Genomic DNA, 24,501 nt, shown 5'->3' with positions numbered 1-24,501 from the left:
GAGCCAACAGCGTCCAGTCAACACTGCTCCAGCCAGTTGGTCCACTCGGCCTTGGCGCGATCCGTATAAGCCTTGTAGCGGTCCTTGCGACCGCGCCGACCGCCTTTTAGCCCTTCGACAGGTCGGAATAGGCCGAAATTGACGTTCATGGGCTGAAAAGTCTTGGCCTCGGCCCCGCCGGTGATGTGGTGGATCAGGGCGCCCATGGCGCTGTCCTGCGGAACCTCGGGCAGGGTCCGGCCCAGAATCTCGGCCGCGGCCAGACGACCGGCCAACAGGCCCATCGCCGCGCTTTCGACATAACCCTCGACCCCGGTGATCTGCCCCGCAAAACGGATATTTGGTTTCGATTTCAACCGCATCTGCGCATCCAAAAGCGTCGGAGAGTTGATAAACGTATTGCGGTGAATACCGCCCAACCGCGCAAAGCTGGCGTTTTCCAGACCGGGGATCATACGGAACACTTCGGTCTGCGCGCCATATTTCATCTTGGTTTGAAAGCCGACGATATTGAACAGCGTACCAAGGGCATTGTCGCGGCGCAGTTGCACCACCGCATGCGGTTTGACGTCAGGCTGATGAGGATTAGTCAGGCCGACCGGCTTCATCGGGCCGTGGCGCAGCGTTTCGCGACCACGCTCTGACATCACCTCGATCGGCAGGCAGCCGTCGAAATACCCCGCCGTTTCGCCTTCGTGAAACTCAGTTTTGTCAGCGGCCAGCAGAGCGTCGATAAATGCCTCATACTGTTCGCGGTCCATTGGGCAGTTCAGATAGGCGGTGCGTTCTTCCTCGGTCTCGCCTTTGTCATAGCGCGATTGCATCCAGGCTTTGCTCATATCGATGCTGTCGGCATAGACAATCGGGGCAATGGCGTCGAAAAATGCCAGGGACTCTGCACCCGTTTCGGTTCGGATGGAGTCACCCAATGTTGCCGATGTCAAAGGACCGGTGGCAAAGATCCAGTGGCCGTCATCGGGCAGGGCAGTGACTTCTTCCCCTGTAACCTCGATACGCGGATGGGCCTGCAGTTTGGCGGTAACCGCCTCGGCAAAAGGATCGCGGTCTACAGCAAGCGCACCACCCGCGGGCAGCCGGTGCGCGTCCGCCGTTGTCATGATCAGGCCGTTCGCGGCGCGCATTTCCCAATGCAGCAAGCCAACGGCATTCTGTTCATCATCGTCTGAGCGGAATGAGTTCGAACACACCATCTCGGCCAGATTGCCAGTTTGGTGCGCAAAGGTGCCTACTTTGGGTCGCATTTCGTGGATCACCACATCTACGCCCATTTCCGCCGCCTGCCAGGCGGCCTCGGACCCGGCCATGCCGCCGCCCACGATATGCAGTTTTTGTGTCATGCGCTGCCACATAGGACAGTGAACCGTGCAACGCAACACAGGCCGCTTAGTTTAAGAATTTATGGGAATTTTGGGGTCGCCGCTGCGGGAATGTCGACGCCGGTGAGAGAAACCAGCTTGGAGGGACCTTCCGCCCACGGCGACCCAAAAAGTGTATCTAGAGCCATAGCCCTGTCCCAGCATTGCCACAGTGTCGCCCTTTTGGGAAGTGCAAAATTACGAACAATCGTAAAAATTGTTGACAATAATCGCTTTATTGGTGCCAGTTCGGCGGCCTTTTTTCGATAAATGCAGATATGCCTTCTTCGGTATCGCGATGCAGCATATTCTGCGCCATTACGTCTCCGGTATAGTCATAGGCCTGCTCCAGAGGCATTTCCAGCTGCTTGTAGAAGGCCTGTTTGCCGATTTTCACAGCCGAACCCAATTTGGCCGCAAGCTGATCGGCAAGCGACACGGTTTCATGCTCCAACAACATTTCGGGCACGACGCGATTGATCAGACCCAGCTCGGCTGCAGTTTCGGCCGAGATAAAGTCGCCAGTCGTCAGCATCTCGAACGCGCGCTTGCGCGAGATGTTCCGGCTGAGGGCAACCATCGGTGTCGAGCAGAACAAACCGATATTCACACCGTTCACGCCAAACCGCGTACCTTCAGCCGCGACGGCCAGATCGCAGGTGGCGACCAACTGGCATCCCGCAGCGGTGGCGATACCGTGGACCTGTGCGATGACCGGTTGGGGCAGGGCCCGGATTGACAGCATCATCTGGGTGCATCTGGCGAACAAGCCCTGGAAATAGGCTTTGCCGCCGTCCTCGGCCTGACGTCCGGCTGTCATCTGTTTCAGATCATGACCTGCACAGAACGCTTTGCCTTTACCGCGCAGGATAACCGCCCGAATCGCGCTGTCGTCGCGCAGGCTGTCGAACTCGGATTGAAGGGCAGCCAGCATTTCGTCGCTCAGGGCGTTCAGACGATCGGGCGCGTTCATTGTCAGTGTGGCGACTGCGCCTGTGTCGTTACGTTCCAAAATTGCCATCTTGCCCTCCGTAGCGATGTTGGGCCAACTCTAGGTCGGCAAGTCGAGGAGGGGAAGCATGTCATTGGTCATGAGCCGGGAAGACCTGATGGAATACCTGCGGCAAATCTTCCCACAGGTACATCGGGATTTCGTCGTGGAAAAGCTGGATGAGGACTCGATCGAGATGCGATTGGTTGTCGAAGATCGCCATCTGCGCCCTGGCGGTACAGTTTCAGGGCCATCCATGTTCGGGTTGGCGGATGTTAGTGTCTATGCGATGATCCTGGCGCGCAAGGGACGCCAATCCTTAGCCGTTACCACGAACAGCTCCTTAGATTTTTTAAGAAAACCCGAGGGCGGCAAAGATATTATTGCCCGATGTCGACTGCTAAAGCTGGGCCGCAGTCTGGCTGTTGGGGATGTGCTGATGTTTTCAGAAGGGTCGGACAGACCCGTCGCGCGCGCCACGATGACCTATTCATTACCTCCCGAAGGATCGGCCGCGGCGGCCTTCGGATAAAAAAGGCCGGGCGAAGCCCGGCCAGGAAGAGGTCCCATCAAGGGACTGGGGAAAACTCAACCCTGCCAGAATGGGCGGGTGAATTCCTGACGAGCCTGATATCTTGTCAGACCGACATCCTTAAGAAGCCTGTCATCCAGCTTGGACAGGTTGAGCCGGCTACGGCGTTGACGTTCCCATTTCGTGACCGTCGCCGCAAACCGCACGGCCAGCGCGGCGATCAGCGGCAGCCGGGGGCTGTCGTTCAGCAGCAAGAGGGCGGGGTTGTGCATCGAGCGTGTCATCAGGGTATCCTTTCAAATTGTATTGACACAAAGTTAAAGTGTTCGGTATATGTGCTTGATACATTCAGGATTGTGCCAAAATCAAAGGAAGAATTGTAATGGATACAATTTGGCCGGAATCGCTGCCAAAATCCAAGGGGCCGAAATATACTCTGGTCGCTGATACAATCAGAAAAGCGATTGATAACAAGTTGCTGGAGGTAGGGACAAAGCTGCCCCCAGTGCGTGAATTGGCGTATCGGTTACAAATCACACCGGGCACAGTTGCGCGGGCATATACGATTCTGACGGATGAGGGATTGTTACACGCCGAGGTCGGACGTGGTACATTTGTCGCCCCGCCCAAATCGCCAATCCTGGATGATGTCTGGGCCCGCCAACTGCATTTGCAAGACAACAAGTACAATGCCAATGTCAGTCTTTTCAGCCCACGATTGGCGGATGTTGGGCAGGTCTCGCTAATCCGGGAGTGCCTGCAAAAAGTGGCCCAGGCTGATCCGGGTCTATTTTTGAACTACCCGACCCGCGACGCCTATCAACCCATGCGGCAGGCGGTGGTGGAGTGGCTGTCTGACCTACCTTTGGGTGCATTGTCGCATGACGATATTGTGCTGACGCATGGGGGGCAAAACGGGCTGTGCCTTGTGTTTCAAACAATCCTGCGAGGGCCAAAACCGGTCGTTCTGGTCGAAGACCTTTCCTACGCCGGGTTCCGCCGGGCCGGGGAATTGATGCGCGCTGATGTGGTTGGCGTGAAAATGGATAAGTGGGGCGTCGATCCGTCCGCGATGGAACATGTCCTGCGCCAGACATCAGCACAAGCCATCTGCGTTTCACCAGAGGTACAGAATCCGACCGGCGCTCATACACCGCTTGAACGTCGGAAAGAAATTGTCGATGTGGCCCGGCGCTTTGACCTTCAGATCATCGAGGATGATTGTTATCGCATGGGCGACGCTCGTGAACCCAGCTTTCGTGCTTTGGCACCGGAACGGGGGTGGCATGTATCTTCAATCTCGAAAACTCTGACACCTGCGCTGCGTGTTGGGTTTGCCATTGCCCCGCGCGAGCGCAGCGTCGACCTGCGGCGTTCGGCGGAATACGGGTACTTTGGTTTGGCGCAGCCGTTGGCGGAATTGACCAGGTTGCTGCTGTCTGATCCTCGTACGCTGCAGATTGCAAGGGACGTGCGGGTTCGAATGGGTGAATATGTTCGCGTTGCGGTCAACGCCTTGGGCGGGTTCGATTTGAACTGGGCGCCGGATGTGCCTTTTGTATGGCTGAACCTGCCTTCGGGCTGGCGCGCCGCAGCCTTCAGCCGTGCGGCTGAACGAGAGGGGATACAGCTCCGGTCTGCCGATGAGTTCGCTTTGCGGGACGGACGAGCCCCGAATGCGGTTCGTATCGCCATGAACGGGCATGTGTCCCTGGAACGGTTTGAAGATGCGATGCACAGGTTGCGGCGTCTGCTGGACAATCCGCCGGAACAGATCAGTGTTTGATCGTTCAATTCAGTGAGGCCGGATCACCAAAGAAACCCGCCAAATCGGATATTTTACCCTCGGCATCCAAACGAACAAAATCGTGGCCTGACACAACGATACCGCTATCCGGACCGATCATGTGCCAAGTAAAATGGACAACATCGTGATGGTTGGACGGTTCGCTTGTCAGTTCAACACGTCCACCAGAACTCTGTAGAACTTCCCCGATATGATCGCACAGATTCACGCGGCCGTTCACTTCGGCAGTCGGGTCGACATAGCGGCCGTTTTCAGCAAAGCACTTTGTCAAAAGCACAAGGCGCTTATCCGGGTCCGTCTCTTGCCAGGATGCGCCATAGTCAGCGATGGTTTGTTGCCACTCCATAGTAGTCACGCTCCTTGAATCGATTTGCTTATTCAGTATAGCGGGCGAGGCGGGGCGGGGGTAAATGGGCTTAATTATGGGGTAAAATAATACCTATTTTATAACCCATTGATATTACTATATTTAAAAGAAATTAGTGTTGTTGACCTGCGCTGCGGGGGCCTCTAAATACGCTCCATCGAATTCGGGCCGCTCTGATTTGGGGCGGTCTTTCACATCAAACAGGACTATCCTGCCATGAAAACCTTTTCTGCAACACCTGCAGACATCGACAAGAAATGGATCCTGATCGACGCCGAGGGCGTTGTTCTGGGCCGTCTTGCCTCGATCGTCGCCATGCGCCTGCGTGGCAAGCACAAAGCGTCGTTCACCCCGAATATGGACATGGGCGACAACGTCATCGTGATCAACGCTGACAAAATCCAGATGACCGGCAAGAAGCGCGAAGAAAACTTCTACTGGCACACTGGCCACCCGGGCGGCATCAAGTCTCGCACCAAGCAGCAGATCCTCGAGGGTGCACACCCCGAGCGCGTCGTGACCCAAGCGGTCAAGCGTATGCTGCCGGGCAACCGCCTGTCGCGTCAGGTTATGACCAACCTGCGCGTTTACGCCGGTGCCGAGCATCCCCACGAGGCGCAAGCGCCCGAAGTTCTGGACGTTAAGTCCATGAACAAGAAAAACACCCGGAGCTAATGACCGATGGCTGATCAGATCAATACTCTCGAAGAGCTGAGCGCCGTCGCAGGCGTTGAAACCGTGGCCGAAGAAGTCATCGTGCGTGAACCCGTGCGTGACGAGCTGGGCCGTTCCTACGCCACCGGCAAGCGTAAAGACGCTGTTGCCCGCGTTTGGATCAAGCCGGGTTCCGGCAAGGTCACCGTAAACGGCAAGGATCAGGACAAGTACTTTGCTCGTCCCGTTCTGCAGCTGATCCTGCGCCAGCCGTTCCAGGTTGCTGGTGTAGAAGGTGAGTTCGACGTTGTCGCAACCGTCAAAGGCGGTGGCCTGACAGGTCAGGCCGGTGCGGTCAAGCACGGCATCTCGAAAGCGCTGCAACTGTACGATCCGTCGCTGCGTGGCGCACTGAAAGCCGCTGGCTTCCTGACCCGCGATAGCCGCGTTGTGGAACGTAAGAAATACGGTAAGCGCAAAGCGCGTCGTTCGTTCCAGTTCTCCAAGCGTTAATCGCTGCAAAATACAAATTTCAAACGGTCGCAAGAAATTGCGGCCGTTTTCTTTTGGGCAATCAATATTTGACCGATACCCAGTGAGTATTTTCTTTGGCCAAAGAGAGGTTTGTTGACTAACGCTCTGACTTGGTGAGCAAAGCGTTCTCGGCAACCGTCGTAAATTTCTCTCTGATCTGATTGATCTTGCGCCGGTTCAAAGACCGAAACCAGCGGCGAACGGGGATGATCTGCTTGCTACCAAAACTGTCTATCCACACCCAGCGGCCAGACCCGTCAGAAAACGTTTGATAGACAATATTGCCGGTATTCTTGTTGCTGATAAGGACCTGTTCTTCGATCAACATATCGAAGTGTTTGTGCAGGGAAGCCAAATGTTCTTGCGTCAAGCCCCCGCTTTTCGCCAACTCCTTCAGGCTGGGCGACAACTTCCCATCGGGTTCGGAAATTCGTTCATAGACGAGGGCAAGGCCGATATCGGTTTGCACAACACCCCGGACCTCACAAACAGGAATAGCCTCATCCCTGTGCTGGTAACGCACCATAAGGTCAAAGGATTCGTGAAACTCGCGCAGGAAACCTTTGAATACAGTAGATCGCCGAAACGTTCGATCAAACCAAGTGTCGCCCAAAAGACCGTCCTGGCCATCCGTCGTGTCCGGTTGCGGGACTTTTAGAAGCGCGTCAGATGCATCAGGGTGTTGGTAAACAAACTGCCGATTACCCTGAGCTATCACCTCAGAGTTTTTGAGCCTTACCAAGTTTTCGATTCGAGCGGTTGCCATGCCGCCAAATTATAACAGTTTCGTGAAGGTGCAAGCCGAGGTCGTGCCTCAGAACATCCCCCCGAAAAACACAGGTGATCGGGTGAATTTCCGTAGTTAAAATAAGTTACATAATACGTTGTTAAATAATCATTATCAGTAATTTTTATGATTGTAGGTGAAGTTGGAATACGAGCTTCGTCCCGCCGATCAGCAGCAACGCGCTGACCGGTCAAACCCTCTGGCACAGCGAGAACAACACTCTAAACGCGCCGAGCATACCCCCTCAACCAGAGCGTCTTTTTGCTAAGGCGAGATGATCACCTTTCCATCGCTCTTTTTCGAAGCACTGGTCAAGCTTGAGACCACATCTTTCAAAGCAAACCGTTATTAAATGTCGGTTTGCCGGCGTACATCGGTGAAACGGGTTTGGGCCTTGGCCGCAACCCGCGCCTGATTTTCGTGCCGGTGGCCTCACCGGAAGGTCCGTCTTGTGTCAGATCGGTTCCGAACATGGTCGGGGGCAGGGTGGTCATAGTCGCTCTTTCCGATTGAGCGGCACAGCGGCAATGGACTTGGTGTGCGTTCCGCTGGTTCGCAACCAATCAAATGCAATGTGGAAGACCAATCGACACGCAAGATGACGTGATTGGAATAATGATTACGCCAAAAGAGGACGGGCTGCCCCGAATGGCAGCCCGCCAAGTTTCACTGTCCTGACAGCAGATTGCTGAGTTCTTGGATCTTTGTCGCGATCGTTTCAGGCGATGCTTTGATATCGTCCAGAATTTGGATGGCTTGTGTTTTAAGGTTCTGCGCCAGATCGCTTTCCTGAACCGAGGCGACCAACGTGTCATAGTCAAAATTATCAAGGGTCAGTGTGCCGTCTTCAATCCATGAATTTAGCAGATCCTGGCCCTGAGTTGCCAAGGCGGCAACTTGATCACTGGCCTGATCAGCCAGATCCGTGGCTGTTTGCCCTGCTTGTTCAGCAGCGTCTGAGGCCTGTTCCGAGATGGAGGACGCGGCCTCACTGGCTTGCTCGGTCACAGAGCTTGCCGCTTCGCTAACAGCCTCAGAAGCGTCCTCTGCCGCCGATTGCAATTGTTCGGCGGGTGTGGGGTCTGGTTGGGTCGTGTAAAAATAAATTCCTGCGCCAGCGGCAATGATGACCACGGCCAATATGATAGTACGCGACATGTGTCTCTCCTTTGGAAAATGTGTCGCCGAGATGGGTCAAAATTACCCGAGTTCAAAGGGGAAATCCCGGAAATTCTTTTCAAATCCGTGGATTGAGCCATGCTATGCCTATCCGCGAAGAGCGAGCGGCAATAACACGCCGCCATACATTTAGATGCGCGGTTTCACGGCTCAGCATACGGATTCGTCCGTTTTAAAGGGCGATTGGAAGCTCAAGCGTGATGCTTGCTCCTTTTTCGACTTGGTTGATCGACACCGATCCCCCATGCCGTTGAGCCACGGCTGACACGATTGACAACCCCAACCCGCTGCCTTCGGAATAGTCCAGTTGCGAAAACCGACTGAAGGCCGCTTCGCTTTGATCGGGCGAAAGGCCCGCTCCGTCATCCGCTACGGTTACACTGACCGCGCCTTCGTCACGCTGCAGCACAACAGAAATTCGGCTCAACTTGGTGCCGCCGTGCTTTACTGCGTTGTCCAAAAGGTTCTTCAGGGCCTCAGTTAAAAACACCCGATCACCGGACACCATGATCGCCGCCTCGGGCATCGTAACGTCAAACTCGATACCCTTCGCCAAGATGTGAACACCCAACTCGGCACATGCTTCTTCCACAACCAAGCGGAAATCAATCTCATCCATTTGATCCTGGTGCGTCGGTTGCCTGAGCCTTTCAAGTGACAACAGTTGTTCGGCCACCGTTGCCGAGTTCTTTGCGGCCGCCACAAGCTCGTGGATGCGTTTTTCTCGGTCATCATCCGTTTTCGCATCCCGAAGCGCCTCGGCCATCGACTGGACTGCGGCCGCCGGATTCCGCAACTGATGAGCTGCTTCGGATATGAAAACTTGATGGGCGTTGATGCTGTGTTCGACCTGCCCAAAGAGCCGGTTCAAGGTCTTTACAACACCTTGCACTTCGTCCGGGACAGGGCGTTTAATCTCACTTAAGTCATCTGGCGAACGAAGGTCGATTGCGTCCTGCAAATCCAGCAATGGTCTCAGGCCACGCGCCACACCGAACCATACCACAACAGCCAAGGTGGCCAGCAGGATGCCCATGACAATTCCGGCGCGAATGGACAGTTCATTGGCAAATGCGTTGCGATCCGCCATCCGTTGCCAAACCGTGACCGTCGCATCACCTACAAGATTTTCCAAGGTCACACGTTCTGTCATCTTTAGAACGCGCACCGGTTCATCGCGGTAGATCGCTTCGAAAAACTGTGGCTTGTACGCCTCTTGCACCGACGAGTTCGCGGATGCCGGAGGGTAGGCATAACCCGTCACGTAAATGCCGCCGGGGCCAGTCACATGATAGAAGATCTCACCGCCCGATGCGTCGCGGATCAGACTGCGTGTGGTGGGCGACAACGCATCACCGCCCGAAATCGCCACATCCCGCGAAATTGCCAGGCCAGCTGAGAGTAGACTGTCGTCAAAAAGCTCCTGAGCGGTCTTCTGGGCAACCATAAAACGCCAAAACCCAAGCAGCACTGCAAGCAACACCAAAGGTGTCAGGATAAGAATGAACAGCCTTAGCCTGAGCGAGCCGTGGTTGATCACTTCTGCACCTCAAGCAGATACCCCAGACCGCGGGCTGTCTTAATCTTTATACCCAAGTTTTGAAGGCGCTTTCGCAGTCGCGACACATGAGGTTCAACAGCCGAAACCTCGACATCCGCCCCTACACCATAGACGTAATCAGTTAGTTGGCTTTTGGGAACGATCCTGCCCCGACGCTCCAACAGGCATTCCAGCACCGCTATTTCCCGTCGCGGAATATCCATCACCTCACCCTTAACGCTGACCTGACGAGCAGTGCGGTCGAACTCTAGGCTGCCGATGCTTTCCCGCGCTCCGTAATCAAGCTGTTTGCGGCGTGAAAGCGCCCGGATGCGTGCCTCCAACTCGTCCATTTCAAAGGGTTTGACCAGATAGTCATCGGCCCCCATGTCCAAACCAGACACCCGGTCGCTTGTCTCAGTGCGTGCTGTCAGCAGAATTACGGGCGCACTGTCTCCACGGTTGCGAAGCGATTTCAGGATTTCCAACCCGGACCGACCTGGCAGGTTGATGTCCAGAACGATCAAGTCCGCGCTTTCCTGTTCAAGATACAGGTTCGCTGCGTCGCCGTCGGTCAGTACATCTGCTGCATGTCCTCGGTCTCGCAGACGATAGGCAATTGCGTTGGCAAGGGGTTCATTATCCTCGACGATGACGATCCGCATCGGGTCTCCTGCAAGTTTCGCGCAAGGTTGGCACTCCATGATTGCCAGATGGGAGGGGGAATCAACCCCACAGTTCTATTTACGATCATGGTGGCGCGACAGTCGCTGGCATGGTTGTCTGGTCAACAGGGAGGAACCAATGGCCATTACCAAATTCACCCGTCGCGCCGTCGTGGGGCTGATTGCCGCCGCCGGTCTCACGGCACCCGCCGCAGCCGAGGTCGACTTCTCAGGCAAGACTATCGAATGGGTCATCCCGTTCTCGGAAACGGGCGGTTCGGCCAAATGGGCCAATTTCTTTGCACCACTTCTGTCCGAGGCTCTGCCAGGACAGCCAACCGTGGTTGTTAAGTTCATGCCCGGCGCAGGTTCGACCAAAGGTGCCAACTGGTTCCAGGAACAGGCGCACGATGATGGAACTTTACTGTTCGGCACCTCGGGTTCGACACAGTTCCCGTATCTGCTGAGCGATCCGCGCGTCCGCTATGAATACAATGACTGGATTCCGGTGATGGCGTCCGGCACCGGCGGTGTGGCTTATCTGAACACTGAAGATGGCGCCAAGTTTGATGGCTCTGCAAATGCGTTGAAAGACACCAACTTCATTTACGGTTCGCAGGGTGCGACCCGGCTGGACCTCGTGCCGCTTTTGGCATGGCAAATGTTGGGTATGAATGTTGAGCCGGTATTTGGCATCAAGGGTCGCGGCGATGGTCGACTGATGTTTGAGCGCGGTGAAGCCAATATCGACTACCAGACGTCGTCCGGGTATCTGGGCGGTTCGGCACCGCTGGTTGAGGCCGGTCAGGCCGTGCCAATGATGACATGGGGCGCACTGGATGCTGACGGTAACATCGTCCGCGACCCGACTTTCCCGGACATTCCGACCTTTAAAGAGGTTTGCGAGGCCACTGATGGTTGTGAAACCAGCGGCGAGGCCTGGGACGCATGGAAAGCCTTCTTCGTTGCTGGTTTCCCGGTACAGAAACTGGCCTTTCTGCCGGGCGACACACCGCAGGAAGTGGTCGATGCTTATACCGCCGCATTTCAGGCTGTGACTGAGCGCGGGGATTTTGCTGATATCTCCTCCAAGCGCGTTGGGAAATACCCGGTTTTCGTCGGTGACGGTTCTAAGTCGGCGCTGCAGACGGCAACCAATGTCGACGACAATGCCAAGGAATATGTCCTGAATTGGCTGAAAGAGGCCTATGGCGTCGAGCTGAACTAGGCCGATAAGCCGCAGCGCGCGCCTGTAACGAAGGGCGCGCGCTTTTCCATACACAAGACAATTTATGAAAGGCGGCCGCTATGGAGGTTTTCGCCACCGCTCTTCCTGCGCTTGGAGAGGCGTGGGGTCTGATCCTGCAACCCATCGTTCTGGGATACCTAATATTGGGTGTTGTCATGGGGCTGGCCGTAGGGGTTTTTCCTGGCCTCGGTGGCATAGCCGGTCTTTCCCTGTTGCTGCCATTCATGTTCGGCATGGACCCGATCCTGGGGCTGGCGCTGATGATCGGAATGGTCGCTGTTGTGCCCACTTCGGACACGTTTGCATCTGTTTTGATGGGCATTCCCGGCAGCTCTGCTTCGCAGGCCACGGTGCTGGACGGGTTCCCCATGGCGAAAAAGGGCGAGGCTGCGCGGGCCTTGTCAGCAGCCTTTTCGTCTTCGTTGTTTGGCGGGCTCGTTGGCGCGACCTTCCTGACCATGTTCATTCTGATCGCGCGACCAATTGTGCTGGCCTTTGGCCTGCCCGAGATGCTGATGATCACCATTCTCGGCCTGTCGATGGTCGCTATTTTGGCGGGGCGCATTCCACTGAAAGGTATCGCTGCCGCGGGTTTGGGCCTGATGGTCGGCACCATCGGTGAGGCCGATGCGGGCGGGTCGCTGCGGATGGCGACTTACGACATTCCTTATCTGACAGACGGTCTGAAACTGGTCATCGTGGGCTTGGGTATTTTTGCCGTCCCCGAAATCGTCTCTTTGCTGCGACAGGATCGATCTATCGCCAAGGGGGCCTCGCTGGGGGCTGGATGGCTGGATGGTGTAAAGGATTGGGCTGCGAATATCTGGCTGTCGGTCCGGTGTTCGATCATCGGTGTGGTTGTGGGTGTCATCCCCGGCCTCGGAGGTTCGGTCGTTGACTGGATCGCCTATGGCCACTCGGTGCAAACCACCAAGGACAAGAGCAACTTTGGCAAGGGCGAAGTGCGCGGGGTCATTGGTCCGGAAAGCTCGAACAACGCGAAAGAGGGTGGTGGGCTTGTTCCTACACTGCTGTTTGGTATTCCCGGTTCGGGATCGATGGCGATTTTCATCGGTGCAGTTGCATTGTTGGGGTCTGGCGACATTGAGGTTGGCCCGAGCATGCTCAAGGACAATCTCAACATTACCTATTCCATCGTCTGGCTGTTGGCGTTGGCCAACGTCGTTGGAACCATTCTGTGTATCGCCGCTTCGGGCGGTATCGCCAAACTGACAACCATCCGCTTCACCTATCTGGCGCCGTTCCTGTTCATGCTGATCAGCTTTGCGGCCTTTCAGTCTGGTCAGAATTTCGAAGATCTTCTGGCCTTGTTTGTCATCGGTCTGATTGGCATCTTCCTGCGCCGTTTCGACTGGTCGCGCCCGGCTTTCCTGATCGGTTTTGTTCTGTCAAACCCGGTTGAGAAGTTCACCAATCAGGCGTTCCAGATCGCCTCTTTCCGGTTCCGCAAAAGCTTTGGTGAGGGGATGGAGTACGTGTTCAGCCCAATCGTCATCGTGCTGATCGTGGTTACGGTTGTTTCGATCATTCTAGGTATTCGACAAGCCAAGATGATCATGGCCGAGGGTGAGGTTCATGCAGGCACCAAACGTGCGCCGCTTATCTTCCTGCTGGTGATCATGGCCTATCTGATCATCGCTTTGGTGAACGCCAATATGATCCCCGACTACAACATGACCGACAAGATCATCCCGCTGGTGATCGGCAGCGTGTCTTTGTTCTGTTGCGTTGTATTGCTGATCCAGATGATGCGGCGGCCCGAGGGTGATCCAATCTTTGCCGACAAAGAGATCGCCGGCGAGGACGCGAGCGCGCCTCACGGCCTCTGGTCTACGTTGGCATGGTTCGCCAGTCTGATCGCGGCCACGTGGGTTGTGGGTTTCATCCTCGCCTTGCTTGGGTTTCTGATCGCCTTCTTTCGCATTCGTTCCAGGGCGGACTGGCGGTTAACTCTGATCCTGACCGCCTGCGGCATTGGCTTCATGTGCTTCATGGCAGGTGCTCTGAACCGGGATTTCCCGCCGGGTCTACTGCAAGACATGGTCAGCTTGCCATGGCCACTGAAGTAAGCGGTCCAATGATGCCCGACCTGATGAACAACACGCAGCACGGGGCTGAATTCACAAAAAATCTCACACGGTTTGTAAAGGACGGCTCGCTATGACCCAGACAGCAATCCCGTATATTTTCATGCGTGGAGGCACTTCGCGGGGGCCTTATTTCCGCCGCTCTGATCTGCCCGAAGATCGGGACAGGTTGGCTGACGTTCTGGTCGCGGCCCTTGGGGCAGGGCAATCAATCAACATCGACGGGATCGGTGGTGGCACAGCGGTGACCACAAAGGTTGCAATGCTGTCTGTCAGCGACGATGACTGGGCCGACATCGACTATTTCTTCGCGCAGGTTTCAGTTGAAGAGAAGTTGGTCGATTTCAAACCCACCTGCGGCAACATCCTGTCCGGCGTCGCTCCGGCTGCGATCGAAATGGGTTTGTTCCAGCCACAAGGTGATGTGACGGAGGTTCGCATTCGCGCAGTCAACACGGGTGCCCGTGTTGTAGCCAAAGTGCAGACGCCGGGGGGTGAGCTGGTCTATGAAGGCGATGCAGAAATCGCCGGGGTACCCGGGCAATCAGCGCCGGTACAACTTAGTTTCATGGGGGTTGTAGGATCAGCCACTGGTGCATTTTTGCCCACCGGAAACCTGCGCGATACAGTGCAGGGGATCGAGGTGACCTGTATGGATGTCGCCATGCCGATGGCCATCGCGCGGGCCTCAGATTTCGGCCTGACAGGGTATGAAAGCGTTGATGAGTTGGATGCCAACCGCGGTTTCTTTGACCGGATGGAGGCGGTTCGGATCGAAGCTGGAAAATTGATGGGCATGGGGGACGTGTCAAAATCAGTGACACCCAAATTCGGCCTTGTCGCGCCCGCAAAGAATGGTGGAACCCTAGCAATTCGGTATTTCATGCCGTGGAAGACTCATCCGACCATGGCCGTTACCGGCGCACAATGTATGGCGTCTTGCGCTTTGACACCCGGAACAGTCGCCGACAGTCTGTTGGATCGACCCGAGGTAAGCCCGGCTGATGTTGTGCTGGAACATGCATCAGGCAACATCGACGTGATGGTGGACTTTTCAAATGGCCGGGAGTTCAAAGTCAACTCAGCAGGTCTGGTGCGGACCGCGCGGAAGTTGGCGGATGGACATGTCTATGTGCCGGAATCTGTATGGAACGGGAGTTGAAAAAGGGATCATAATTTGGTATACGTTGGTATACAATTTAAGGGTGCCACGATGGACGACTATTCTGAATGCCTTGATATTGCGCGTCAGGAACTCAGGTTGGCGCAGGCGGCCCTAAGGCGGGACATGTCGGAATACCCAACACCGATCGCCGGATGCGATGAGCAGTTCAACCATTTACTTGATCAAAGCGAACGCGTTCGAAATGCGCTTGCCGCACTCGACGCACAGCATTTTGTGCCGACACCAAGAAAGCTGACAACAGGGCAGGGTATAGAAAGCCGATGAAGGTTCACATTCTGGATGATTGGTTTGATACGCTGAAGGGTCTGCCCTGTTTTGGGAAGCTTTCCAAACATGACGTGAAGGTCTGGACCGATCATGTCGAAGACACCGACGAACTGGCCGCGCGCTTGCATCAGGCTCAGGCGCTGGTTCTGTTTCGCGAACGCACCAAAATCAGTCGCGCCTTGATTGAAAAACTGCCCAACCTGAAACTTATCAGCCAGCGCAGCGTGTACCCCCATGTCGATGTGCAGGCATGCTCGGACCACGGCGTACTGCTGTGTTCGAACATGCATGGCGGGACGCCCTCATATGCCGCTGCCGAACTCACCTGGGCTCTGATCATGGCTGGGATGCGCGATTTACCTGCACAGATAGCCTCTGCCAAGGCGGGGCATTGGCAGGCCGGAGTAGGCAAAACACTGAGGGGGCGGCAGCTGGGCCTTTATGGCTATGGCCGTATTGCCCGCGCCGTCGCTGGTTATGCCGAGGCGTTCGGTATGAATGTCGTCTGGTGGTCTTCGGACGAAGGCCGGGCACGGGCGCAAGCAGATGGAGTACAGGTCGCGCCCGACCGCGACGCGTTCTTTGCCAACAGTGACGTCGTCTCGATCCATGTGCGCCTGAAACCAGACACGCATGGGATAGTCACGGCGTCAGATTTCGCGCAGATGCAATCAGACGCGCTGTTTGTGAATACATCCCGTGCAGGGCTAATTGTTCCCGGTGCGTTGCTTGACGCGTTAAACGCGGGTCGTCCTGGTAAGGCCGCAATTGATGTCTTTGATACAGAGCCCCTTACAGATCCGAATGATCCGTTGCTGTCGCATCCCAACCTGATCGCAACCCCGCATATCGGTTTCGTCACCGAAGATGAGTTCGACCTGCAATTTGCCGACATCTTCGATCAGGTTAACGCCTATGCCGAGAATGCTCCGATTCACATGATCAATCCCGAGATTTGGACCAACGCAAGATAAGATTGGCCGCGATGGGCGCGCCGATGATCACCAGAACGATCCGCGTCAGGTGGTGGGTGATCACAAAGCCAAGATCTGCCCCCGAAACGATGGCTAGAACCGTCATTTCAGCCTGTCCGCCGGGTGCGAAAGCAAGAAATGCCTCAACCGGCTGACCGAAGCCCAGTGTAGTGACGACAGCAGTAAAGGCGGCCGCAAGTATGGCTAGCACGACGACATAGGCAAAGCCCGCTGCAACAACCCTGCGCAATTCACCCCATGTGACGCCAATAAATTTTACACCGATCCCGCAGCCGATAAAGAACTGCGCCGCAAGGATGGCCTCGCGCGGCGGGCGGGTATGAATGAAGTCCCCCAGAGACAACGCCGCAGTCAGTATCATTGGTCCCAGTATGGACGCGCCGAACAGGCCGATCCGTTCGCCGCCTTTCCAGCCGACAAAGGCCGCCAGCACCATAAGCGCCAGTTCACGCAAGGGCAGGTCGCGGGCGGGCTCTCCGATTGGGTTGGTGAGTTGTGCGTCGTAAAACACGGTTAAAAACAAAGGGGCCAGCGTCACGATGATCAGCACACGCGTACCATGGATCAGGGATAGGGTGCGCGGGTTTGCCCCGGCCTCGGAACCGAAGATGATCATGTCCTGCAATCCACCGGGCATAGCCGCGTAGAAAGCGGTTGTGGTGTCAAAGCCCCAGACTTTTCGAAAGAATGGCACCCCAACCAGCGCGATCAAAAGGATGAAGAACGGGATCAGCGCGATCGATGCTGCCATCTTTGGCAATTCAACAAACAGGGCCGGTGTAATAGACGCCCCAACCGCCACACCCAATATTGTGCGAGCCGCGACTGAGACCTGATCGAAACCCGCCATGGGGGCATGAGCCAAGGCCGCAACCAGACAAGCGCTCATTGGGCCGAATAGAAAGGGCAACGGCAAGCTCAATGCCCAGAATACTCCCGTTCCCAATACTGCAAGGCCGAGTGTTACGGCCCGTCTTAACAACAGAGAAGATGTCTTTAACTGGTCGGACAAGGGAAGAATTCCGGCGTTGTTGACTCACTATGTATCCATTTGTATACATCAGGACACACAATGACAAGAGAGCCCGCAATGACAATTCAGGACGACCCTTTCCAGCCCGGTCCGCAAGGAAATTCCGCGTATAAGCGTTTGCTGGAAGAAATTCGCGAAGGCTCGCTTTTGCCCGGCGAACGCCTGCGCGAGGTCGAGTTGTCCGAACGATTAGGCGTCAGCCGTACCCCCGTGCGTGAGGCTATCCGGCAGCTTGAGGCCGATGGCCTTGTCACCCATGTTCCCCGGCAGGGCGCAACCGTTCGAAGTCTGGATTACGCCGAGATCATGGAGCTCTATGAAATGCGCGCGGTGTTGGAAGGTACCGCAGCCCGGCTGGCAGCACGCGCGGCGTCAGAAGTCGAACTGGATGAGTTGGACGTGCTGACAGACCGGCTGGCCGAAGCGGGCACCGGTACAGATACGGCACGGATTAACAGAGTTTTTCACGCCACTTTGCTTGACGCGGCCAAGAACCGGTTTTTGACGAAATCCATGCTGTCGCTTCAAAAGGCGCTGCTGATCCTTGGGCCATCGCAACTGTTGGATGGTGACAGGGCTGAGGCGGCAGTGGCCGAACATCGGCGCATCATGATCGCGTTGAAAGCCCGTGATGGTGCTGCGGCCGAGACGGAAATGCGTGCGCATATTCAGGCCGCGCAACGGATGCGGATACGTGCGTTGCAGGAGCGCGACCGCACAATCGACGAAAGCCAGTAGGTAGTCAGGACATGGTCCCCAAAAGTGAAGCTTACGATATCGCTGTGATTGGCGGCGGCAATGCTGCCCTCTGTGCCGCGATGACCGCTGCCGAGGCAGGCGCCCGAGTTCTGATCCTTGAAACGGCGCCAAAACCGTATCGCGGAGGAAACTCTCGCCACACGCGTAATTTCCGCTGCATGCACAGATCTCCTCTTGGTCCACTTATAGAAGAATACAGCGAAGACGAATATCTCTCGGATTTGATGAAAGTCACCGGCGGAAAGACCGATGAGCATCTGGCCCGGCTGGCAATCCGTTCTTCAGAAGAGTGCCTAACGTGGATGCAGGAACATGGGGTTCGCTTTCAGCCATCATTGTCAGGAACGCTGTCTTTGGCACGGACCAACGCATTCTTCATGGGGGGTGGCAAGTCGTTGGTGAATGCCTATTACCGCACGGCGGCTGGTCTGGGCGTTGATGTGCTTTATGAGGCTGCGGTTACGCATCTGGAACTGAGCGGTGACCAAATCGAGTGGGTCGATTACACCTTTGAAGGCCAGTCGCATCGCATCACACCCAAAGCAGTGATTGTCGCCTCGGGCGGGTTTCAGGCCGATACCGATTGGCTTACGCGTGCCTGGGGTGAGCCAGCAAAGAACTTTTTGATCCGGGGAACGCCCTATAACCGGGGTGTGGTGTTGGCAGACCTTCTGGATCAAGGCGTCGAGAGCGTTGGAGATCCGACTCAATGTCACGCCGTTGCCATCGACGGACGCGCGGCGAAATTCGATGGCGGGATTGTCACTCGTCTTGATTGCGTTCCGTTTTCCATCGTTGTGAACAAAGATGCCGAACGGTTTTATGACGAGGGTGAGGACGTCTGGCCAAAGCGCTATGCGATCTGGGGACGACTTGTGGCAGCCCAACCGGATCAGGTGGGCTATGTGATTATCGATGCCAAATCGCTGAATTTGTTTATGCCGTCAGTGTTCCCGCCGTATAAGGCGGATACGTTGGAAGAATTGGCCGGGATGATGGACCTGCCAGCCGACAAGCTGACCCGGACTGTCAGCAAATTTAACGCAGCTTGTGGTGACACAACTGGCTTTCACCCAACTGAATTGGACGGTGTTACAACCTCTGGCCTGACACCGCCCAAGACCAACTGGGCCCGCCCGATCACCGAGCCACCGTTCTATGGTTATTCGCTACGCACCGGCGTGACCTTCACCTATTTGGGGTTCAAGGTAGACGATACCGCTCAGTGTTCGACCCCTGACGGAAAGATCAAAAACCTTTGGGCCGCCGGAGAAACCATGGCCGGGTCGATCCTTGGACAGGGTTATCTGGCGGGCTTTGGCATGACCATAGGCACCGTTTTTGGACGCATCGCAGGACGTGAGGCCGCCGCTTATGCAAACTGAACTGATTCATGAGGCCCGTCGTCAGGCCGAAATTTGCAACGCCTGCCGGTATTGCGAAGGCTATTGCTCGGTTTTTCCGTCTTTGCATGCTGAACGCGCGTTTTCCGACGGGGATATCACGCAGCTGGCTAACCTGTGCCACAACTGCCGGGGTTGCTATTACGCTTGTCAGTACACAGCTCCGCATGAGTTCGACCTGAACCTCCCCAAAGCTTTGGCCGAGGTGCGGCGGAACAGCTGGGAATGCTTCGCCTGGCCGCAACCTCTGGCGCGTTGGTTCCACACCCATGGTGGCACCATAGCCCTGGCGCTTGTAATTGGATTTGCCATGCTGTTCTTGGCCATTCGCGCCATTGGATCGAGCGGAGGCGAGGGGTTCTATGCTGTCTTGTCGCATAATGCGATGGTCGCGATCTTTGCACCTGCCTTCCTGCTGCCGCTCTTTAGTTTAGCCATAAGCCTAAGGCGCTATTGGGTCGAAGTCGGCGGCAAACCTGTTCAAATTGCGGACGTGACAGCTTCTTTCAAGCGCGCAGGAAAGATGCAGGATCTTGCTGCTGGGCACGCAGAGGGCTGCAATTTTGAGGACGAAGACCGCTTCAGCCAAGCGCGGCGACACCTTCACCAAGCTATAATGTACGGCTTCCTGTTGTGCTTTGCGTCAACTTCAATCGCAACAGTGATGCACTACGGCTTTGGCATGCATGCGCCCTATGGGTTCTGGTCATTGCCTAAACTGTTTGGGATTTCCGGTGGTGTTTTGCTGACAGTGGGGTGTGGCGCTATGGTGTATCTCAAACAAAAATCCGACCGCGATCTCGGTGACCCTATGGCGTGGGGAGGGGATATCGCCTTTATCTTTTTGCTTGGATTTGTTGGGTTGAGTGGACTTGGTCTTTACGCCCTCGGTTCAACAGCCATGATGCCAGTGCTGCTTGCCATCCATCTTGGATCGGTCCTGACGTTCTTTGTTTTGATGCCGTATACCAAGATGGCGCACGGTTTCTATCGGCTTGCAGCTCTTATCAGGGATGCGCAAAGGAAAAGAGATTTGATGTCAGCCGGTTAAAAACCAGTCTCTTCCGGGCGCAGGGAGGGCCGTTTCGCATCATTGGTCCGAAAGTATCGTAGCCAAGGGACATAATGCCGGAGAGACAGGGATTCGAACCCTGGTTGGGCTTGCACTCACAACAGTTTGCGGTTCCGATTTAGACAACAAACGGAAGTCCTTGGATCAATACAACAAGGGCTTTGTGACGGCAAAAATAGTCAAGCACGGCGCTGAGGGCAGTCATTCGCGGCCATTGCAAACGGCTCTCAATTTTAAAGATAAAGCAGGTAAACAGGCTATTGCGAATTTGAGAAAAACAGCGAGTAATTTGCCGCTGACCGGTGAAGGCGAACATTGGGGCGCACAGAATACGGTTGTATCCGTTGAAGCATCGCAGATAGCAGTTGGCGTTCAAATGTGACGGGCGGCGGAGTAAGCACTCTACCACCCGTTACGCGGTCACGACTTTAGTCCACCGCAAGCTCTGTGATTTCGCGGCGGAATGGCAAGTCGTCACCAATATCTTTACCGTCAAGCTCACGCGCATAGCGGTGGCCGGCATAGGTTGCCCAAGCGATTGGGCCCGGTGCGTTGGCATCCCCAATCAACTTGACCGACTTGATACCTGCGTCCGCCCATTCGACCTCGCGGGCTTTCAGGTCATTGAAAACGGTGTTGTTTTCAAGACGTGACGCCACCACCACAACCGCATCCGCCTCGATCTTCCAGGTTCGGTCGGTGTAGACGCAGTTCGAGACCACGTGATCTGGGTGGATTTCGGTGACACCCTGGTTGAGGACGATTTCGACACCTGCATCCACCAGCCGCGGGTGGATTGCGATTTGCTCGAGCGTGTTGTTCGTCCAGTCACTGACATAAGCCGACGGAGTGATCAGTGTCACCTGCGCACCGTTTTTGGCCAGAAGTTCGGCAAGAACGCCACCCATGTAATAGTGGTCATCGTCATACACCACCACGCGGCCCGATGGGATTGTGCCATCCATCAGATCGTCCGGTGTATAGACCTTGGCGTCTTCGGCAATCGGCATTGGCACGACGTGCTGACGCGAGACCCCGTCGTTGCGCCATGTAGATCCCGTGGCGATGCAGACATTTTCAAAACCGAACTCCAGAATGCTCTCGGCATCCAACTCGCTTTCGCGATAGATTTCCACGTTCGGACGTTGGCTAAGTTGATAGTCGCGATAGTCCACGACACGGCCCCAGGCCGACAGCCCCGGAAGCAGACGTTCGCGGGCCACGCGACCGCCGATCACATCACGCGCCTCGGCGACGGCGACGTCATACCCCCGGCGACAAAGAGCCCAGGCAGCCTCAAGCCCGGCGGGGCCAGAACCTACGACCAGCACGTTCGAGCTATCCCCCTTGTCGTTCATCTTCTCTGGGTGCCAGCCTTTGCGCCATTCTTCCATGAAGGTCGGGTTTTGGGTGCAGCGGCTGATTGACATGGTCATATCGCCAGTGATGCAGATGTTACACCCGATACACTCTCGGATGTCCTCGATCCGGCCCTCTTCGATCTTTTTCGGCAGAAACGGGTCAGCGATCGACGGTCGGGCGCAGCCGATGAAATCCAGTGTGCCAGACTTGATCATCTTGGCCATAACATCGGGCGAAGTGAACCGTCCGACCCCAACGATCGGTTTTTCGGTCAATTCATGAATGCCACGCACCAGTTGTTCCTGGGCAGCCTCTTCTTTGAACCGCGAAGGGCCGGAGCAATCCTCCCAAGTACCCTGCGCAAGATCCCAGAGGTCGGGCAGATCTTTGTTCATTTCGATGTAGTCACGCACTTCGGCATTCGAGAAGCCCAGATCGCCAATGGTCTCGTCCAACGACACCCGAAGCGTGATCGCCATCGTATCGCCCACGGCGTCGCGCATATCGGCGATAACCTCCTGGCTGAATCGGGCGCGGTTTTCCAGTGAGCCACCATATTCGTCGCTGCGCTGGTTGGTTGCCCTGCTGAGGAAGTGTTGGAAGATACCAAACCCATGCGCGCCATACAGGCAGATCAGGTCGAAACCTGCTTCTTTCGAGCGTTTTGCGGCATTCACGAACCACCGGCGCAAATCCTTGATGTCCTGCTTGTCCAAGGCGCGCGCCTGCACCGGATCATTGGTAAAGGTCCGGATCGGCATGGCAGAAGGGGCCAGTGGCACTTCTTTGGTATAAAGGTTGGGACCGTTGATGCCTGAATAGGCAAGCTGAATGCCAGCCAGAGCACCATGGGTTTTCATGCGCTCGGACATCTTACGCAATTGGGGGATGTCTTTGTCTTCCCAAAGGCGCAGCTCGATAAATGGGGTGATTTCAGATGTATGGTGCATTTCGCACTGTTCGGTGAAGATCACGCCCCAGCCACCCTCAGCCTTGATGCCTCGCATCGCAGCCGCCGCCGATGGGTCGCGATATCCACCACCGTTGCAGTGAGGCACCTGATAGAACCGGTTCTTGGCTGTTAGGGGACCGATTTTCGTCGGTTCAAACAGGATGTCATAGCGTGGATCGCGCATAGCTGGCTCCTTATGGATGGCTAAGATGATAAAGGGGCCGTGTCGCCCCAAAAGCGGGATTACAGACCAGCGGCGACTTCGGTGATGGCGTCGCGCAGGATGGCTTCGATACGGTCAATCATCGGCTCGTCCATGATCAGCGTCGGAGACAAGATGAGAACGTTGCCGAGCTGACGAGCAATCAGACCGCGTTTCTGACAAGCGCGTGCGACTTTCAGACCAACTTGCGCCTCTGCCGGATGGCCTTCCTTTGTGTCGCGATCCTTGACGAATTCGACCCCCATCATGAAATGGCTGCCACGCACTTCGCCGACCATTTCGATATCGGTCAGGCCACGCAGGTTGTTTTCAAACTGCTTCCCGGTTGTCTGCACACGCTTAGGAATTTCTTCACGCTCCATAATTGCGATATTGGTCAGACCCGCTGCCGCAGCTGCTGGGTGGCCCGAATAGGTCATGCCGTGCAGGAACATACTGTTGGGGCCTGAGATGACCTCGTGAATATCTTCGGAAACGATCGTAGCAGACAGCGGCTGATAGCCTGAGGTCAGACCTTTGGCCGTGGTGATGACGTCGGGCACCATGTCAAACACGTCTTCTGATGCAAAGAAATGCCCAAGGCGACCAAAGGCGGTAACGACCTCATCAGCAACGTATTTGATGTCGTTAGCTTGACAGACCTGCCACGCGCGCTTGTGGTAACCAGCTGGCGCGGTCACGACACCACCCGCGCCCTGGATCGGTTCGGCGATGAAGGCACAGATGTTCTCGGCACCAATACGCTCAATGCTTTGCGTCATATCGTCGATCAGCGCGTCGAGGAACTCGGCCTCGGTTATATCACCGCCTTCGCGCCAGTAATGGGGCGAGCGCAGATGATGCACCAATTCACTGGCCGCGTGCCAGCCTTCGGAATAACCGGGCGTGGTCATCGCCATCGCCAGATGGGTCGAGCCGTGATAGGCCCCGTGTCTTGACAGAACCAGTTTCTTTTCCGGCTTCCCTTTGCGGATATTGTAGTGATGCAGCATCCGAACGGCACTGTCATTGGCGACGGAACCGGAATTGCCAAAATACACGGCGTTCAAATGACCCGGTGCAAGTTGCGCAATCTTATCAGCCAGTGCTGCCGCTGCCGGGTGCGTGAAGTTGTAAAAGGTGGAATAATAGTCCAGCGTTTTCAGCTGATTGGAAATCGCCTCAATCATTTCATCATTGCCGTGGCCGATATTGACACACCACAACCCGCCGATGCCGTCGATCAGTTCATTGCCATCGCTGTCGTAAACATATGCGCCCTTTGCGCGCGAGATCACGGTGCGCGCGCCTTGTTGCTTAAGTGCGTTTAGATCAGCGAAGGACTGAATCAGGTGTTCGTCCTGTGCAAGAATTTCGAGTGTATCTTTGGCCATGATCAACCCCTTTGTTTTCGCGATGCAATTCCGCTGATCCGGTGAGGCTTGTTAGGAACCACCAACGTGTTGGCGACAGCATACCAC

The 24,501-nt window shown here is 55.8% G+C and carries 24 protein-coding genes; 13 read left to right on the top strand and 11 right to left on the bottom strand.

Annotation, left to right across the window (positions count from 1 at the left end; all coding sequences use genetic code 11):
• Positions 1 to 17 precede the first annotated feature (17 nt).
• Together trmFO and ACR0M2_RS00535 are read right to left on the bottom strand one after the other, a co-directional pair.
• Complete coding sequence (trmFO, locus tag ACR0M2_RS00540; protein WP_480703762.1) at positions 18 to 1,358, bottom strand: methylenetetrahydrofolate--tRNA-(uracil(54)-C(5))-methyltransferase (FADH(2)-oxidizing) TrmFO; 1,341 nt, start codon at positions 1,356 to 1,358, stop codon at positions 18 to 20.
• Between the two features lie 253 nt (positions 1,359 to 1,611).
• Positions 1,612 to 2,397, bottom strand: coding sequence for an enoyl-CoA hydratase (locus ACR0M2_RS00535; RefSeq protein ID WP_170548809.1), 786 nt, complete (start codon positions 2,395 to 2,397; stop codon positions 1,612 to 1,614).
• A gap of 58 nt (positions 2,398 to 2,455) precedes the next feature.
• Here ACR0M2_RS00535 and ACR0M2_RS00530 point away from each other — a divergent pair, with 58 nt between their 5' ends.
• Entirely contained in the window at positions 2,456 to 2,899 is a 444-nt protein-coding gene (locus tag ACR0M2_RS00530) for a PaaI family thioesterase (protein ID WP_480643761.1), read from the top strand.
• A gap of 56 nt (positions 2,900 to 2,955) precedes the next feature.
• On the opposite strand, the gene ACR0M2_RS00525 is transcribed toward ACR0M2_RS00530, so the two are convergent.
• The gene (locus ACR0M2_RS00525; protein WP_170348662.1) at positions 2,956 to 3,183 is read right to left on the bottom strand and encodes a DUF1127 domain-containing protein; all 228 of its coding nucleotides are present in this window, start codon (positions 3,181 to 3,183) and stop codon (positions 2,956 to 2,958) included.
• A gap of 98 nt (positions 3,184 to 3,281) precedes the next feature.
• Between ACR0M2_RS00525 and ACR0M2_RS00520 the strand changes: the two genes are divergently transcribed.
• Positions 3,282 to 4,685 carry an aminotransferase-like domain-containing protein gene (locus ACR0M2_RS00520; protein WP_170358409.1) on the top strand — a complete coding sequence of 468 codons (1,404 nt, stop codon included), beginning with the start codon at positions 3,282 to 3,284 and terminating at the stop codon, positions 4,683 to 4,685.
• 4 nt (positions 4,686 to 4,689) lie between these two features.
• On the opposite strand, the gene ACR0M2_RS00515 is transcribed toward ACR0M2_RS00520, so the two are convergent.
• On the bottom strand, positions 4,690 to 5,052 hold the full coding sequence (locus tag ACR0M2_RS00515) for a nuclear transport factor 2 family protein (RefSeq protein ID WP_480703761.1): 363 nt from the start codon (positions 5,050 to 5,052) through the stop codon (positions 4,690 to 4,692).
• A 237-nt stretch (positions 5,053 to 5,289) separates the two neighbouring features.
• On the opposite strand from ACR0M2_RS00515, the gene rplM reads away from it, so the two are divergent.
• Positions 5,290 to 5,748, top strand: a complete 459-nt coding sequence (rplM, locus tag ACR0M2_RS00510) for a 50S ribosomal protein L13 (RefSeq protein WP_170348665.1) — start codon at positions 5,290 to 5,292, stop codon at positions 5,746 to 5,748.
• Positions 5,749 to 5,754: 6 nt separating this feature from the next.
• Positions 5,755 to 6,240 carry a 30S ribosomal protein S9 gene (rpsI, locus tag ACR0M2_RS00505; protein WP_039535473.1) on the top strand — a complete coding sequence of 162 codons (486 nt, stop codon included), beginning with the start codon at positions 5,755 to 5,757 and terminating at the stop codon, positions 6,238 to 6,240.
• 118 nt (positions 6,241 to 6,358) lie between these two features.
• On the opposite strand, the gene ACR0M2_RS00500 is transcribed toward rpsI, so the two are convergent.
• From ACR0M2_RS00500 to ACR0M2_RS00485, 4 genes are all read right to left on the bottom strand, one after another.
• Positions 6,359 to 7,027, bottom strand: a complete 669-nt coding sequence (locus ACR0M2_RS00500) for a YrbL family protein (protein WP_480703760.1) — start codon at positions 7,025 to 7,027, stop codon at positions 6,359 to 6,361.
• 687 nt (positions 7,028 to 7,714) lie between these two features.
• On the bottom strand, positions 7,715 to 8,206 hold the full coding sequence (locus ACR0M2_RS00495) for a hypothetical protein (RefSeq protein ID WP_170348668.1): 492 nt from the start codon (positions 8,204 to 8,206) through the stop codon (positions 7,715 to 7,717).
• A 193-nt stretch (positions 8,207 to 8,399) separates the two neighbouring features.
• Positions 8,400 to 9,767 (bottom strand): sensor histidine kinase, encoded by a 1,368-nt coding sequence (locus ACR0M2_RS00490; protein ID WP_480703758.1) that lies wholly within the window; start codon positions 9,765 to 9,767, stop codon positions 8,400 to 8,402.
• Positions 9,764 to 10,432: a response regulator transcription factor gene (locus ACR0M2_RS00485; RefSeq protein ID WP_170409815.1), complete on the bottom strand. Its 669-nt coding sequence runs from the start codon at positions 10,430 to 10,432 to the stop codon at positions 9,764 to 9,766. The genes ACR0M2_RS00490 and ACR0M2_RS00485 overlap by 4 nt, the downstream gene beginning before the upstream one ends.
• 139 nt (positions 10,433 to 10,571) lie before the next feature.
• Here ACR0M2_RS00485 and ACR0M2_RS00480 point away from each other — a divergent pair, with 139 nt between their 5' ends.
• The 5 genes from ACR0M2_RS00480 to ACR0M2_RS00460 all read left to right on the top strand — a co-directional run bounded on the left by ACR0M2_RS00480 (position 10,572) and on the right by ACR0M2_RS00460 (position 16,216).
• A complete protein-coding gene (locus tag ACR0M2_RS00480; RefSeq protein WP_170548822.1) occupies positions 10,572 to 11,660 on the top strand; it encodes a type 2 periplasmic-binding domain-containing protein in 1,089 nt (362 codons plus the stop codon).
• A gap of 80 nt (positions 11,661 to 11,740) precedes the next feature.
• A complete protein-coding gene (locus ACR0M2_RS00475) occupies positions 11,741 to 13,771 on the top strand; it encodes a tripartite tricarboxylate transporter permease (protein ID WP_170548825.1) in 2,031 nt (676 codons plus the stop codon).
• A gap of 91 nt (positions 13,772 to 13,862) precedes the next feature.
• On the top strand, positions 13,863 to 14,951 hold the full coding sequence (locus ACR0M2_RS00470) for a 4-oxalomesaconate tautomerase (RefSeq protein WP_480703757.1): 1,089 nt from the start codon (positions 13,863 to 13,865) through the stop codon (positions 14,949 to 14,951).
• 51 nt (positions 14,952 to 15,002) lie between these two features.
• Positions 15,003 to 15,239, top strand: a complete 237-nt coding sequence (locus ACR0M2_RS00465; protein WP_170394013.1) for a hypothetical protein — start codon at positions 15,003 to 15,005, stop codon at positions 15,237 to 15,239.
• Positions 15,236 to 16,216, top strand: a complete 981-nt coding sequence (locus ACR0M2_RS00460) for a D-2-hydroxyacid dehydrogenase family protein (protein WP_480703756.1) — start codon at positions 15,236 to 15,238, stop codon at positions 16,214 to 16,216. Before ACR0M2_RS00465 ends, ACR0M2_RS00460 begins: the two co-directional genes overlap by 4 nt.
• Here the strand turns inward: ACR0M2_RS00460 and ACR0M2_RS00455 are convergent.
• Positions 16,185 to 17,159 (bottom strand): AbrB family transcriptional regulator, encoded by a 975-nt coding sequence (locus tag ACR0M2_RS00455; RefSeq protein ID WP_480703755.1) that lies wholly within the window; start codon positions 17,157 to 17,159, stop codon positions 16,185 to 16,187. The genes ACR0M2_RS00460 and ACR0M2_RS00455 overlap by 32 nt on opposite strands.
• Positions 17,160 to 17,327: 168 nt before the next feature.
• On the opposite strand from ACR0M2_RS00455, the gene ACR0M2_RS00450 reads away from it, so the two are divergent.
• The 4 genes from ACR0M2_RS00450 (at position 17,328) to ACR0M2_RS00435 (ending at position 20,886) form a co-directional block, all read left to right on the top strand.
• Positions 17,328 to 18,008, top strand: coding sequence for a GntR family transcriptional regulator (locus ACR0M2_RS00450; protein ID WP_480703754.1), 681 nt, complete (start codon positions 17,328 to 17,330; stop codon positions 18,006 to 18,008).
• Positions 18,009 to 18,019: 11 nt separating this feature from the next.
• Positions 18,020 to 19,414, top strand: coding sequence for an FAD-dependent tricarballylate dehydrogenase TcuA (gene tcuA, locus ACR0M2_RS00445; RefSeq protein WP_170548841.1), 1,395 nt, complete (start codon positions 18,020 to 18,022; stop codon positions 19,412 to 19,414).
• Positions 19,404 to 20,483, top strand: coding sequence for a tricarballylate utilization 4Fe-4S protein TcuB (gene tcuB, locus ACR0M2_RS00440; protein WP_480704208.1), 1,080 nt, complete (start codon positions 19,404 to 19,406; stop codon positions 20,481 to 20,483). Before tcuA ends, tcuB begins: the two co-directional genes overlap by 11 nt.
• Before the next feature lie 160 nt (positions 20,484 to 20,643).
• Entirely contained in the window at positions 20,644 to 20,886 is a 243-nt protein-coding gene (locus tag ACR0M2_RS00435) for a hypothetical protein (protein ID WP_480703753.1), read from the top strand.
• A 46-nt stretch (positions 20,887 to 20,932) separates the two neighbouring features.
• Here the strand turns inward: ACR0M2_RS00435 and ACR0M2_RS00430 are convergent, their stop codons facing one another.
• On the bottom strand, positions 20,933 to 23,002 hold the full coding sequence (locus ACR0M2_RS00430) for an oxidoreductase (protein WP_480703752.1): 2,070 nt from the start codon (positions 23,000 to 23,002) through the stop codon (positions 20,933 to 20,935).
• Positions 23,003 to 23,061: 59 nt separating this feature from the next.
• Positions 23,062 to 24,414, bottom strand: a complete 1,353-nt coding sequence (locus ACR0M2_RS00425) for an aminotransferase class III-fold pyridoxal phosphate-dependent enzyme (RefSeq protein ID WP_480703751.1) — start codon at positions 24,412 to 24,414, stop codon at positions 23,062 to 23,064.
• Positions 24,415 to 24,501: the final 87 nt, after the last annotated feature.

The organism is Ruegeria sp. BE10 (genome assembly GCF_056538905.1).
The sequence above is the reverse complement of the archived record's forward strand: the minus strand, read 5'-3'. Positions and strand labels throughout refer to the sequence as shown.